We start from the raw sequence: 13,714 nt of genomic DNA, 5'->3' as shown, positions 1-13,714 counted from the left end.
TTCGCACCATCCCGCAAGGACGTCCAGGATCCCCTGTCGGGTCGACGCGTCCAGGGGGAGTCGCTGTGGTTCACGGGCCGAACCCGGCCCAGACTTCCGACACTTCGTTCGCGCCGTCAGGGCACCCGAGGGCGGGCGGGAGGGGGTATCGCCGCGTCGGGCCCGAGCCGCGATCCCGGCCGTTCCCGCCCTTCGCGTCTCCTCCCGCCGTGTGGCTTCCCGCTTCCGCGTGTTGTGCCCTGCGTGTTCACGAGACGCGTCGCGCGGGCGGTCGGTGCGGCCGGTTGCCGTAGGGGCCGAGGCCGCGTGCGTGCGCGCCTCGGTCTGGGCTCGGTCACCGAGAAGCGGGTGGCCGGGCGTACCCGCGTGTGGGCGGCCCGAAGACGGCGCTGCTGATCCTCGGCGATCGATGTCATACGCTGCTGAACAGGCGATGTGATCCGTACGGTGAGCTGAGAGGTTCATGGCACGGGAAGCGATGGCGCACGGGCGAGACGCCGGTCCGTCGGGCGGCGCCGCCGACGAGTCGGAAGGGCTTCGGGGAGGCAACGCCTGGGATTCGGCGCTGTCGGCCCAGGAGTTCGCCGCGATCAAGGGCGTCGGGTTCGACCCGGTCGGGCAGGTCCTCGGCACGGCCGTCTTCAACATCGGGTACACCGGCGTCTGGGGCTGCCCGGGTGCGTGGGGTCGGCCACCGGCGACGCGCCCATGCCGTCCTCGCGGTGGGCGCCGTCCTTCGCGCCGTTGGTGGGGACGTTGTACGAGGCACGCAGGCTGGCACTGTCCCGCGCGGTGGCGAAGTGTCGCGCGCTCGGCGGCGACGGGATCGTCGGGGTGAAGCTGCGGGTCGGCCGGTTTCCCGCCGGGGGCACGGAGTTCACCGCGCTGGGCACCGCGGTCCGGGCCCGCTCGCGCATCAGGCCGCACCGACCCTTCACCTCACATTCGAGCGGCCAGGACTTCGCCAAGCTCGTCCGGGCGGGATGGATCCCCACCCAACTCGTCCTGGGCATCGCCATCGCGACCCGGCACGACGACTGGCGTGGCGGCCGGATCGTATGGGCCGCCGGGAATCAGGAGATCGACGGCTACACCCGACTGGTCAACCAGGCCCGTGGGGACGCACGGCGACAACTGGCCCTCGACGCCGCGAAATGCGGTGGCGAGGGGGTGGTGATGGACGATCTGGAGTTGACGGTGCGCAAGACCGTGTGCCCCTCGTCGGACAGGTCGCGCGACCTCATCGCGGAGGCGGTCTTCGTCGGCACCTCGATAACCCGGTTCCGCCGCTCCGAGCAGCCCGCCGGTCCTGGGACACCGACCATCATGAGACTGGAGCGTGAACGCCGACATGAGCGAGCGAACGGGGCGTGAACCGGCCGAGGAATCCGTACAACCGGCCACGGAGGGCCTGTCCGAGGACGCGATGCGGCGGCTCGCGCAGCTGCGACCAGGGCAGAAGGGCTCGCTCTTCACCTCCGACCTGACGGTGAACGAGTTCCTGCTGGTGCGCGAGGCCGGATTCCGACCGCTCGGCCTGGTTCTCGGCTCCTCCGTCTACCACGTCGGCATCCAGCTCGCACGCTGGTCGAAGAACCAGGAGCTGACCAAGCTGTCGCAGGCCATGTACCACGCGCGCGAACTGGCGATGAGCCGGATGGAGGGGGAAGCGAGCGTCTTGGGGGCCGACGGCATCGTCGGTGTGCGGCTCGCCATCGAATTCGCGGACTTCGGCTCGGACATTGCCGAGTTCATCGCGGTCGGCACAGCGGTGAAGGCGGATGGCGCGGACCCGGGGCCGGGTGGGACGTGGCTCAACAACAAGGGCAAGCCGTTCACCTCGGACCTGTCCGGCCAGGACTTCTGGACACTGATCCGGGCCGGATACGCGCCGCTGGACATGGTCATGGGGTCGTGTGTCTACCACGTCGCACACCAGCGCTTCGGCCAAGTGCTCAACACGGCGGGACGCAACGTGGAGATCGAGCCGTTCACCCAGGCTCTCTACAACGCGCGCGAGTTGGCGATGAGCCGCATGCAGGCCGAGGCGAACCTTCTGGAAGCCGAGGGCATCGTGGCGGTCCGGCTGCAGCAGCACTCGCATACCTGGGGGTCGCACACCACGGAGTTCTTCGCGATCGGGACAGCTGTGCGTCCGCTCCGCGACGACCACGTCATCGACCGGCCGACGATGGTGCTGAGCCTCGATGCCTGAGATGGAAGTGGAACTGCTGGCCGCGGCACTGCGCCGGGACAGCGCCGACCTGAACCTCTACGCCAACGTGCTGTCGGCGAATCTGGCGGACTGGCTGCCGCCCGGTGCCGTGCGGGTCACGCGCAGACGCTCCGTTGCGGAACGGCTGGCCGGGCGCGCGGGTTCGGTCGCCGAACTGGACGTCGCGTTCGGAGAGCAGCGGCTCGCGCTGCGGATGGACGGGGGCCGGGCCGTCGGGGAGATCCGCCACGAGGTCCGGGGCATCGTGCTCTCCCGGCGCCACGTGGACCTGGGCGAGTGGATCGAGACCCTGGCCCGGGTGCTGGCCGGTGCCGCCGCCTCCAACGCCCGTGCCCGCGAGGCCGTCGAACGCTTTCTGACCTGACCCATCGGCACGCACTGGCGCGTGGTCTTCGTTGAGCGGTCGGGGTGTGGGATCTGCCGGCGCGGGACTGTGTCGCGGTTCGAGGGCCCGCTCGGTGCGGCGTCGGATCGGTCGGTCATGTCGTGTGTCGCGCGTGCCGGCGGCGGGGGCAGAACCGGCAGGCCACGCCGGAGAAGTCGCATGTGGCGTTGGTGACCGGGTCCTTGAGCCCGAAGTAGAGCGTGAGTTCCTCGTGTGACTGCTGGGGCCGGGCCCAGGTGGCGGTCGCCACCGTGGTGGCGTACCGCGCGATGCGACCCTCGGTCGCGGCCTGATCGCGCGCCGCCCGTCCCCGCCTCCACCGCACCGGGGCGGGGACGGGCGGTCGGTACAACGGCGGGATCGTCACCGGGTACGGGGTGCGGCCCCGGCGACCACCCCCGACCAGCCCTCGCCCACCGGGGTGAGCCGACCGCCCGTGAGGTCGAAGACCTCGTCCACGGCCGTGAGGGCGGCCTGATCGTGCGTGACCAGAAGGGTCGTTCGGCCGCGAGTGGCGTCGAGAACGTCGGCGAGGACGTCGGCCGCGGTGTCCGGGGCGAGGCCCTCGGTGGGTTCGTCGAGGACGAGGACCGGCGGGTCGGCGAGCAGGGCACGGGCCAGGAGCAGGCGTCGGCGCTGGCCGCCCGACATGGTGGCGCCGTCCCCGCCGATCACCGTTTCCCAGCCGTGGGGCAGGGATTCGATCCAGTCGAGCAGCCGGGCCCGGCGAGCCGCGTCGCGCAGCTCGTCGTCGGTGGCGTCGGGGTGGGCCAGACGCAGGTTGGCCCCGATCGTGGTGTGGAAGACATGGGCGTCCTGGGTCATGCCGGTGACGACGCGGCGGATGTCGGCCCCCGCGCACTCGCGCAGCTCGCGGCCGTCGACCCGGATGGTGCCGCCCTCGTACGGCACGAACCGCATCAGCGCCGCGATCAACGTCGACTTGCCGGAGCCGCTGGCGCCGATGACGGCGACCCGGCGGCCGGGTGGCAGGTGCAGACTGACGCCGTCGAGGACCACGGGCCCGTCGGGACGGTGCCGGACCCGCAGGTCGTTGATCTCGACGCCGAGCGGGCCGTCGGCGCGAAGCGGGACCGGGTCCGTGGGGTCGGCGACCGGCGGCGGTGTGTCCATGAGGTCGGCGAGGCGGCCGGCGGAGGCCCACACGTCGGCGAGTCGGCGGGCGGCGGCGGGCAGGCCGGCCAGGGCGTCGAAGGCGACCAGGGCGAGCACCGCGAGGACGGTGAGGTGCACGGCGGGCAACCGTCCGTCGGCATGGGCACGCAGGCCCAGCAGGACGGCCCCGACCGTGGCGGCGGCCTGGAACATCAGGATCACCGCGGACGCGAGCGACGTGGTCAGCGCGCCCCGACGTTCCAGGGCGGCGATCCGCGTGATGGCGCCCTCGACCCGCCCGTGCGCACGATCGCGAGCCCCGTACGCGGCGAGGTCGGCCGCCCCGGCGGTCACATCGACGGTGAGCGCCGCGAGTTCGGCGCGAACCGCCTTCCCCGCGCGGCCGGCCCGGCGGGAGAGCACGAGCACCAGCGCGGGCACGAGCAGGCCCGCGACGGCCGCCAACACCCCGATCAGCAGCCCGGCCGGCGGCAACAGCACCAGGGCGGTTCCGGTGGCCGCCACCGCGACCAGGCCGGCCGCAGTGCACGGGATGAGCACACGCAACAGCAGATCCTGCGCGGAGTCGACGTCGTGCACCAGACGGGTCAGCAGGTCGCCGCTGCGAAACGCCGGACTCCCGGCCGGAGCGAGCGGGAGGAGCGACTCGTACACCCGCGCGCGAAAGCCGGCGACGGCGCGCAGCGCACCGTCGTGGCCGAGCAGGCGGTCGACGTAGCGCAGGGTGCCCCGGCCGAGTGCGAGGGCACGCACGGCGACGATCGCGACGGCGACGGCGGAGAGCGGCGGCCGCTCGGCGGCCCGGGTGATCAACCAGGCGGCGGTGGCCGTCAGGGCGGCGCCGGCGAGTTCGCTGCCGGCGGCGGCGAGGGCGGCGGGCAACAGGCGGCGCCAGTACGGCAGGAGGGGGCGCAGTACACGAACCATGGGGCGGGAGGCGACGGCGCTCATGTGAACACCGGCCGTCCGGCGGCCGGGGCCGGCCCGAGTACGCCCGCGTGGACGGTGACGACCCGGTCGGCGTGCGGCAGCAGGCTCCCGCGGTGCGCGGCGACGATCGTGGTGCGTCCGCGGACGAGGTCGACGGTCGCCCGGGTCACGGCGGCCTCGCTCACCGGGTCGAGATGCGCGGTCGGCTCGTCGAGCAGCACGATCGGCGCGTCCTTGAGGAACGCGCGGGCCAGTGCGATGCGTTGCCGCTGCCCGGCGGACAACCCCGTGCCGCGTTCGCCGAGCATCGTGTCGTAGCCCTGGGGGAGCGCTTCGGTGAAACCGTCGGCGCACGCGGCCCGGGCGGCCGCGCGAACCTCCGCGTCGGTCGCGTCGGGGCGGCCGAGCCGGATGTTGTCGGCGACGGTCGCGGCGAACAGGTGCGGGCGCTGTGGCACCCAGGCGATCCGCGCGAGCCACGCGTCGGGGTCGAGCGCGGCGAGGTCGACGTCGCCGACCAGGACCCGCCCCGCGCCGGGGGAGGTGAAGCCGAGGAACAGCGAGATCAGGGTGGACTTGCCGGCGCCGCTCGGTCCCACCAGGGCGAGGTGTTCGCCGGGGTGGACGGTCAGCGAGACGTCGTCGAGCGCGGGCGTGGCCCGGTCGGGCCGACGGACGGTGACCCCGTCGAGGCACAACCGCGCGGTCCGGGCGTCGGGGACGGGTACGGGCCCGACCGCGGGCACGTGTACGGCTCCGGTACGCGCCGCTGCGGGTTCCTCTTCGTCCAGTACGGCGAAGACCCGCTCGGCCACCACGATGCCCTCGGCGCTGTCGTGGAACGCCGCGCCCGCCGCGCGCAGCGGCAGATATGCCTCGGGCGCGAGGAAGAGGACGACCAGGGCGGTACGCAGGTCCAGTTCGCCGGCCGACAGACGCAGACCGACCGGTACCGCGACCAGTGCCACCGACAAGGTGGCGACCGTTTCCAGGACGAGGGAGGAAAGGAACGCCACCCGCAGGGTCCGCATGGTGGCCCGCCGGTGGGCGTCGGCCATCTCCCGCACCACCGCGGCCTGATGACGCTCGCGACCGAACGCGCGCAGCGTCGGCAGGCCGGCGACGACGTCCAGGAAGTGGCCGCCGAGCCGGGCGAGCAGTCGCCACTGCCGGGCGGTGCGCCGGGCGGTGTGCATTCCGACGAGCGCGCCGAACACCGGGATCAGTGGGAGGGTGATCACCACGATCAGCGCGGACGTCCGGTCGGTCCACCACAACCACCCGACGACCACGAGCGGAACGACGGCGCAGGCGGCCCTGGTGGCCAGGTAGCCGGTGAAATACGGATCGAGGGCGTCGAGGCCGCGGGTGAGCAGGGTGGCCGTCTCACCATGCCGGCGGGCGGCCAGGCGGTGGGGGCCGGTGCGCCGGAGGCGGGCGGCGAGGCGCTCGCGCAGGGCGTGCTCGGCCTCGGCGGCGGCGCGTTGGGCGAGGGCGCCGCGTGCCCAGGCGAGCAGGGCACGCAGGGCGAGGACGGCGGCCAGGGCGACGAGACCGCCGGAGTGCGCACCCTGTCCGGCGAAGCCGTCCGCGAGGAGGCCGGCGAGCAGGTCGGCCTGACCGACGACGAGCCCGGCGCCGAGCAGGGCGAGTCCGGTCGAGGTCATCAAGTACCTTCGCACCAGGGGCAGTTCGCGCCACAAGCGGCGTTCGATCGGCTTCATCCCGTGCTCACTTCCGGGGGCATCGTGCGGCGCGGACGGATCGCCGCGGGTCGTGGGGCCGGTCGGCGACGGTCAGAAGTAGCCGGCGTGCCGCATCCCGGTACGGCCGCGGAACGCCCACCAACTCCAGGTCTGGTACGCCAGGATCAGCGGGAAGATCACCACTCCGAAGCCGATCAGCAGTTCGAGCGTGGCGTGGTCGGCGGCGGCGTCGTGGACCGTGATCCCGGCGCCGGACGAGGCGGTCAGCAGGTACGGGTACTGGCCGGCCCCGATCAGCGGTACCGGCAGCGCGGTCGCGACGCAGGTGGCGGTGAACGCCAGGGCGTCGCGGCCCCGGGACAGGAACCGCCGGCCGGCCGCGAGGGCGACGGCGACGAGCCCGAACAGCACCACCGACGTGGTCGTCCTCGTCGTCGAGGCGCCCGCCCCGAGCAGTGAGAGCACCAGCGCCAGGCCGCTCGCCGCACCCGACCCGGCCAGCAGACGTACACCCAACCGCCGTGCAATGGCCGCGAGTTCGACGTCGGAGCGCAGTGCGACGAAGGCCGCGCCGTGCCCGGCGAAGAGCAACGCGACGGCCACGCCGCAGATCAGCGGAAACGGCGCCAACACGTCGCCGACACCGACGTGGAAGGAGTTGTCGGCCCGGCGGGGCACGCCGTGCAGCAACAGGCCCACCACGATGCCCCAGCACACGGCGGGCAGCACACCGCCGAGCACCACTAGCACGTCCCATCGGCGCAGCGCTTCGGGATCCCTGGAGCGGCCACGCAACTGGACCGCGGCGTTGCCGAGCACCAGGCCGACCAGGATCGCCACGAACAGCGGGTACAGGCCGGACAGCAGGTTGCCTTCAAGATGCGGAAAGGCGCCGAACATCGTGCCGGCGAAGGCGACGAGCCACACCTCGTTGCCGAGGAAGAACGGGGCGATCGCGTCGAGCGCGGCGTTGTGCCGACCGGGGACGGTATCCGGGGCGGGGTCGGTATGCGTCACCGGGTCGGCGGTACCGCCGACCGGATCGGTGCCCCGTCCACCCAGGAACGGGGACAACATCTGCACGCCGTAGTCGTAGCCGCCGAGCACGAAGTAGCCGGCGAGCAGCAGGCCGAGCAGGGCCAGCCAGAGGATCTCCAGGCTCATGCGGCACAACCTTCCGTCGGGTCGGGGAAATCGTCGAAGTCGAGGACATCGGGGAAGTCGGGATGGCCGGGAAGGCCGGGAAGGCCGGGCCGACGAGTTCGGCGAAGCCGAGGCGGCCAAGGCGGCCAAGACGGCCAAGACGGCCGGGGAAGCGGGGAAGTCCGTCTCGATTCACGATCCATCGCCGTCCTCAGAACACCGCGATCGCCTGCCCGGCCTCCGCGCCACCCGCGTCGCGCGGATCCTCGCCCGGTGGGTCGTCCGCGCCGAGTTGGGCGCCGTCCGGGCCGCGCCGCGCGAAGCGGGCGATCAGCGTCCAGTTGGTCGCCGCCAGGGCGACGAAGATGGCGACGAACAGCGCGCAGGAGACCGCCAGGGACCCGGTGCCGACGTCGGAGACCGCGTCGTCGACGGTCAACTCGCCGTACACGAGCCATGGTTGGCGCCCCATCTCGCGCACCACCCAGCCGCCGACGGAGGCGATGAAGGGCAGCGGGATGATCGCGGTCATCAGGTAGGCGAGCCAACGTTTGCGTACCAGCAGGTCCTTCAGCAGCAGGAAGACCGCGATGAACATGACGGTGGAGACGGTGTTGCCGAGGATCGTCATCAGATCCATCGCGTTGCGCACCCAGCCCTGCCAGGGCACGTAATCCCCGGGACCGTACCGGGCGACCAACCGGGCCTGCTCCTCGCCGACTCCGCCGCCCTCGATGACGGCGGCCTTCATCGGCTGGGTCCGTCGGATCACCGGCATCTGCAGGTTGCCGACGATGATGACGAAGAACGACGCGAGCATGCCCACCCACACGCCCAGCCGCAGTGAACCGCGGAACAACGCGGTCTCCCGGGTACCCTTGGCGAAGTGCCAAGCGCTGATTCCGGCCACGAAGATGCCGCCGGCAGTGAGCGCGGCCAGTGCGACATGGCCGAGCGCGACCAGGGCGTTGGCGTTGGTGAGCAGCGCGCCGAAGTCGGTCAGGTGCGCCGTGCCGTCGCGTACCTCGTAGCCGACCGGGTGTTGGAGGAAGCCGTTGGCGATCAGGATCCAGAACGCCGAGGCGTACGCGGTGAGCGCGACCAGCCAGATCAGCGTCACGTGCACACCGCGGCGCAGACGACCCCAGCCGAAGATCCACATACCGAGGAAGGTGGACTCGGCGAAGAAGGCGATCAGGGTCTCCAGGGCCAGTGGTGCGCCGAAGACGTTGCCGGCGAACCTGCTCAACCCGCTCCAGCCGAGTCCGAACTGGAACTCCATGACGAGGCCGGTCACGATGCCGACCGCGTAGTTGACGACGTAGAGCTGACCCCAGAAGCGGGTCATGCGTTCGCGCATCGCGCGAGTGGCCGGGTCTCGGGTGTACGCGGCCCGGGTGTGCATGAACGCCACCAGTGGGACCAGTCCCATGGTGAGGATGACGAACAGCCAGTGCACGCTGGTGGTGGCCGCGAACTGGAATCGGGCCAGGTCCACAGCGCTCATGATGCGACCTTCCTGGGGGCGATCGGCCTCCGGGGCGGCGGACGGTGGGTGGTAGGGGAGTCGGTCGGGAAGCCGAACCGAAAACCGAACCGAAATCCGAATCGGCGAACGGGGACGGCGGACGGCGGACGGGTTCCTCGCCTCGCGTATGCAGCCGGCCGGCGTTGCCACCCGCCGGCTGTGCGACGAACCCGCCGACGACGCTAGGCGACCTCTGCTTATGCAATCCAAGACCGGTTTTGCTATGTATTGATGACTCGTCGGACATCAACAGAGGTCAACCGTGGATTTGCTGCAACTACGCCACTTCCGGGTCGTTGCGCGTCTCGAGCACATCAGCCGCGCCGCCGAGGAACTGAACGTCGCCCAGCCCTCGCTGAGTCGCACGATCGCCCGCCTGGAGGCCGAACTGGGTACGCCGCTCTTCGACCGGGAGGGCCGGCGGATCCGGCTGAACCGGTACGGCGCGGTGTTCCTGGCCCACGTCGATCGGGCGCTGGGCGAACTGGACGCCGGGCGCCGGGCGTTGCGGGAGGCCCGGGAATCCGGGCTCGGCCGGGTCGCCGTCGCCTCCGAGACGTTGCTGACCGTCACCCACCTGATGGGCGGCTTCCGGGCCGCCTTTCCGGGTGCCGAGGTGCGGCTCTTCCAATCCAACGTGGAGGAGATGAACCGCCAACTGCGCGCGGGGGAGGTCGACTACTGCGTGGCCTCGCAACCACTGGCGGGGCCGGACCTGGAGTCCGTGGAACTGCTCCGCGAGGAGGTGTTGCTCGCCGTCCCGCGCGGACACCGACTGGACGGCCGGGAGAGCGTGACGATCGCCGAGATCGCCGACGAGCCGTTCGTCACGACCCGCCGCGGCCACTGGCAACGCACCCTGCTGGACCGCCTGTTCGCGGCCGAGGGACGCTCCCCGCGGTTGTCCTGCGAGGGGGACGAGCCGGGGGCCAGCCAGGACATGATCAGCACCGGACTGGGCATCGGCCTGATCCCGGCGATGTCCCGGACGGCCGGCACCGACACCCACGTCCCGGTGGCCTGGGTACACGTGGCCGCGCCGAACTGCCGGCGAGTGCTCGAGCTGGTTTGGAACCCGAAGGCCCATCACTCCGAAGCCGCCCGCCGTTTCCGGGAGTTCACCGTCAGCAGGCCGCTGATGACGCATCGTCGGCCCGGCCCTCGGACACCCCGCGAACGAACCTGACCGCCGCCGACGCCCATGACCGACCCTGGCGCGACCCGGGACGCTGCGCTATCGTCCGACCCGTTGCCGTTTTCCCGGCCCAGGGCGTCGCGTGCCCGAACGGTCGGTACGAGACGGCGGGTCGGCGGGGGAACACGCTCTGCGGCACCCGTCGGCGGCACGGTTCGTACACATTCCCACTCATGCGACCGGCGTTCCGTGGTCCCGCGCCCTGTTGCGCGCCCGGACACCCGGACGCCCTCGAGGAGTTCCGCCATGCCCGAAATCACCTATGTCGCCGTCGATACGACGGAGCACATCATCGACGTCCCGGTCGGTACGAGCGTCATGCGCGGTGCCGTCTTCAACGACATCGACGGCATCGTCGCCATGTGCGGCGGCAACCTGCAGTGCGCCACCTGCCACGTCTACGTCGACGAGACGACGCTCGACAAGCCGGAGCCGATCCGGGCCGACGAGCACGCCATGTTGGACTTCACCGCCTGCCCGCGTCGCCCCGGCAGCCGGTTGAGCTGCCAACTCAAGGTGACCGAGGCCTTGGACGGCCTGATCGTGCACCTGCCCGAGCGGCAGAAGTGATGGCGCACATGATCGACTCGGTGCTGATCGTGGGTGCCGGGCAGGGTGGCTACCAGGTGGCCGCCTCGCTGCGCGGGCACGGCTACCAGGGGCGACTGGTGCTCATCGACGCCGAGGGTGAACTGCCCTACGAGCGGCCCCCGTTGTCGAAGTCGTACCTCCACGGTGAGACGGACGAGGAAGGGCTTCGGCTGCGGCCGGCAAGCTACTACGCGCGCCGCTCGATCGAACTGGTCGCAGGTTGGGCCACCGCGATCGACCCCGCCGCCCGCACCGTGCGCTTGGTCGACGGCCGGGTGTTCCGATACGACCACCTCGTCCTGGCCACCGGGGCCGGCCCGCGCACGCTCGGCGTACCGGGCTCCGGACTGCGCGGCGTGCACACGCTGCGCACCGTCCGGGACGCCGACGCGCTGCGGTCCTCGCTCGGCGCGGCCCGACACGCGGTGGTGGTCGGCGCCGGATTCATCGGCCTGGAGTTCGCCGCCGCGGCCCGACGGGCGGGTCGCGACGTGACCGTCGTCGAAGCCCTCGATCGCCCGTTGACCCGGATGGTCTCCGCGCGGACCGCCGAATACGTCACCCGGCTGCACCGCCGGGAGGGCACTCGGCTGCTGTTCGGCCGAGGCGTTGCCGCCGTGCACGGGGACGACCGGGGTCGTGTCGCGGAGGTCGAACTCGACGACGGCGACCGCCTGCCGGCCGACCTGCTGCTGACCGGCATCGGAGTGATTCCGCGTACCGATCTGGCGGCGGCGGCCGGCCTGCGAGTGAACGGCGGCATCGTCGTCGACGCCCACCTGGTGACCAGCGATCCCCACGTCTTGGCTATCGGCGACTGTGCGGCCTTCCCGCAGGTGCGCTCGGGTAACCTACGGCGCCTGGAGTCGGTACAGAACGCCGTCGGCCACGCCGAGACGGTGGCGGCGCGCCTGACGGGGACGCCGAGCGCCTACACCGAGCCCCCATGGTTCTGGAGCGACCAGTTCGCGACCACCGTGCACATTGCCGGCCTCGCCGAGGCTCCCGACACCGAAGTGATACTCGGTCACGACGACCCGAACGCGTTCTCGGTACTACGGTTCCGCGCGGGCGAACTGCAGGCGGTGGAGTCGATCAACCGCCCGACCGACCACGTGGCGGCCCGGCAACTCCTGAGCGCGGGCACTCCCGTGAATCCGACCGATGCGGGTGCGCCCGGCTTCACCCTCCACGCCCATCTCGCCCACCATCGCAACAACCCCCCGATCCCCACAGCCTGACCAACCACGCCCTCCGCCCCCGCCATACGGCCTCAAACGCCGGCCGAGCTGTTCGGCCGGCGATCGAGGCCACACGGCGGGGATGGGTGGAGGGTCTGTGCATCGAACGGTTCTGTCTTACCACTCGGTGGTAACGGACGGTGAGTCCGTGATCATGTGCGGATTTCGAGTGCGAACGCGCTTGTGGGCGTGGTGTTTTCGGGTCTGATTCCGCTGGTGGATGAGGAGATTGTGGACAACGACGCCTCGCCGCGGGTGATGACGGACGGCCTGGACCCGACGCCGGGACGAAGGCATGTCCCGCCGACTTCGCGCAAGCGCGTCTCGCTCTCGGGGAACTCGCGTCATGCTGTGCGCCCGGCAACCGCCGGGGCGGGCGCGGTCCGGACGCCACGGGGACGGCGGTCCGGGCCGCGCGTTGACCCCCCCGGACCCACCGCCTTGTCGGGTGTCGAGGATCCGTCGACGCAGGCCGGCGTCGACCGCCCCCGACCTCAGAGGTAGGCGTATCCTCTGGGCCCGGGCGTCAGGCACCATTTTTCGTTGCCTTGACCGCCGGCCCACGGCCACGTGATGACCTTGGCGACGTTGTGGGGCGCGGCATCGGGTCGTTCTTCCCCGAGGACCCGGTGCCGCGCCCGCTGTGTTCCTGCCCGCGCGTGGACTTGCCATGGGTCGCCCGTTCGGGTGAGTTCCGCCGGCCGCGCCCTGGAACGAGGGCCCGCCGGTGCGCGAGGTAGCTGGTACTCCGTCGGAACGGCCGAAGGTTTGCGGGGTGCCCGGGTCGGTCTCCGGGTGCTCGTTCGGCTCGTGGGGACCCCTGGTGTGCGCTGTCCAAAGACACGGGGACCGGGGCGGTCGTGTGGAGGTGCGAATGACTCCCTGCATTCTTCACGACCGTCCCGGCCTGTTTTATCCATACCCGGAGAGTTGGTTTTCATTTCGAGACGCGTGACGTTTTCAGGGTTCCTGACGATCGAGGGATGACCTGTGTGCATACGCGAGAAGGGTGGGGGTGTGGTTCCGACCCGAATTACCGGGTCGGAACCACACCCCCACCCTTTTGACGATACGGCGAAACGTGGCTCGGAGGCCCGTGGTGCGCCGTGCCCCGCAGGTTTACCAGCGGTACCACCGGCCACGCCGACCGCCGGCGCCTGCGGAGCGGAATACGAAGCCCAGAGCCCATACGACCAGGACGATGACGGCTATCCACCACAGGGCCTTGAGTGCGAAACCGGCACCGAAAAGTATCAGAGCGAGAAGCAGAACGACCAGAAGGGGAATCATTGTTTTTACCTCCGACCCACGCCTGCCCCGCCCGAGAGAGCGCATTCCCCGAAACCTGTGCGTTTCGCGCGCACTTTCCCGGAAAGAATCCGCCGTCCGCTCCTTCCCCCGGCAGATGTTGTCCCATGGGCACGCGGCGGCGGTGGTCGACTCGTCGGGACGGTGCGCGGGTCCGGGCCGGCGGGACCACCGAGCACGCTTACCGGGGGGCGGAGCGCCGAACACGGTATCGGCGTCGATCACTGTCGACGTCCACGACGATCAACCGCCATGGGGTCGGCGGTGGCGACGGGCTCGGGGATAGCCGGCGGGTCTGCGGGGATGCACAGGAC

12 protein-coding genes are annotated in these 13,714 nt (G+C 71.3%); 6 read left to right on the top strand and 6 right to left on the bottom strand.

The annotated features are described in order from the left end of the window. Positions 1–708 precede the first annotated feature (708 nt). The 3 genes from ACMXN5_RS32980 to ACMXN5_RS32970 are packed head-to-tail and all read left to right on the top strand — an operon-like array spanning position 709 to position 2,600. A complete protein-coding gene (locus ACMXN5_RS32980; protein WP_439678555.1) occupies positions 709–1,374 on the top strand; it encodes a heavy metal-binding domain-containing protein in 666 nt (221 codons plus the stop codon). Beyond that, positions 1,352–2,215, top strand: coding sequence for a heavy metal-binding domain-containing protein (locus ACMXN5_RS32975; RefSeq protein WP_439678554.1), 864 nt, complete (start codon positions 1,352–1,354; stop codon positions 2,213–2,215). The genes ACMXN5_RS32980 and ACMXN5_RS32975 overlap by 23 nt, the downstream gene beginning before the upstream one ends. Beyond that, positions 2,208–2,600 (top strand): hypothetical protein, encoded by a 393-nt coding sequence (locus tag ACMXN5_RS32970; protein WP_439678553.1) that lies wholly within the window; start codon positions 2,208–2,210, stop codon positions 2,598–2,600. The genes ACMXN5_RS32975 and ACMXN5_RS32970 overlap by 8 nt, the downstream gene beginning before the upstream one ends. A 115-nt stretch (positions 2,601–2,715) precedes the next feature. Here ACMXN5_RS32970 and ACMXN5_RS32965 read toward each other — a convergent pair whose 3' ends face one another. The 5 genes from ACMXN5_RS32965 to ACMXN5_RS32945 form a co-directional block, all read right to left on the bottom strand. Further along, positions 2,716–2,871, bottom strand: a complete 156-nt coding sequence (locus tag ACMXN5_RS32965; RefSeq protein WP_439678552.1) for a hypothetical protein — start codon at positions 2,869–2,871, stop codon at positions 2,716–2,718. 113 nt (positions 2,872–2,984) lie between these two features. Next, positions 2,985–4,709: a thiol reductant ABC exporter subunit CydC gene (gene cydC, locus ACMXN5_RS32960; protein ID WP_439678551.1), complete on the bottom strand. Its 1,725-nt coding sequence runs from the start codon at positions 4,707–4,709 to the stop codon at positions 2,985–2,987. Then, a complete protein-coding gene (gene cydD, locus ACMXN5_RS32955; protein ID WP_439678550.1) occupies positions 4,706–6,355 on the bottom strand; it encodes a thiol reductant ABC exporter subunit CydD in 1,650 nt (549 codons plus the stop codon). Before cydD ends, cydC begins: the two co-directional genes overlap by 4 nt. Before the next feature lie 129 nt (positions 6,356–6,484). Next, the gene (locus ACMXN5_RS32950) at positions 6,485–7,558 is read right to left on the bottom strand and encodes a cytochrome d ubiquinol oxidase subunit II (RefSeq protein WP_439678549.1); all 1,074 of its coding nucleotides are present in this window, start codon (positions 7,556–7,558) and stop codon (positions 6,485–6,487) included. 190 nt (positions 7,559–7,748) lie between these two features. After that, entirely contained in the window at positions 7,749–9,044 is a 1,296-nt protein-coding gene (locus ACMXN5_RS32945) for a cytochrome ubiquinol oxidase subunit I (RefSeq protein WP_439678548.1), read from the bottom strand. 283 nt (positions 9,045–9,327) lie between these two features. Here ACMXN5_RS32945 and ACMXN5_RS32940 point away from each other — a divergent pair, with 283 nt between their 5' ends. The 3 genes from ACMXN5_RS32940 to ACMXN5_RS32930 all read left to right on the top strand — a co-directional run bounded on the left by ACMXN5_RS32940 (position 9,328) and on the right by ACMXN5_RS32930 (position 12,092). Next, positions 9,328–10,251: a LysR family transcriptional regulator gene (locus ACMXN5_RS32940; RefSeq protein ID WP_395795312.1), complete on the top strand. Its 924-nt coding sequence runs from the start codon at positions 9,328–9,330 to the stop codon at positions 10,249–10,251. Positions 10,252–10,506: 255 nt separating this feature from the next. Further along, positions 10,507–10,830: a 2Fe-2S iron-sulfur cluster-binding protein gene (locus ACMXN5_RS32935; RefSeq protein WP_439678547.1), complete on the top strand. Its 324-nt coding sequence runs from the start codon at positions 10,507–10,509 to the stop codon at positions 10,828–10,830. 8 nt (positions 10,831–10,838) lie between these two features. Then, on the top strand, positions 10,839–12,092 hold the full coding sequence (locus tag ACMXN5_RS32930) for an NAD(P)/FAD-dependent oxidoreductase (protein WP_439678546.1): 1,254 nt from the start codon (positions 10,839–10,841) through the stop codon (positions 12,090–12,092). A 1,119-nt stretch (positions 12,093–13,211) separates the two neighbouring features. Here the strand turns inward: ACMXN5_RS32930 and ACMXN5_RS32925 are convergent. After that, positions 13,212–13,382: a DUF5670 family protein gene (locus ACMXN5_RS32925; RefSeq protein ID WP_380002274.1), complete on the bottom strand. Its 171-nt coding sequence runs from the start codon at positions 13,380–13,382 to the stop codon at positions 13,212–13,214. Between the last annotated feature and the right edge of the window lie 332 nt (positions 13,383–13,714).

Source organism: Embleya australiensis (genome assembly GCF_051903075.1).
In the GTDB taxonomy this organism is placed as follows: Bacteria; Actinomycetota; Actinomycetes; order Streptomycetales; family Streptomycetaceae; genus Embleya.
Note: the sequence above shows the minus strand (reverse complement) of the source record. Positions and strands in the feature narration are given on the sequence as shown.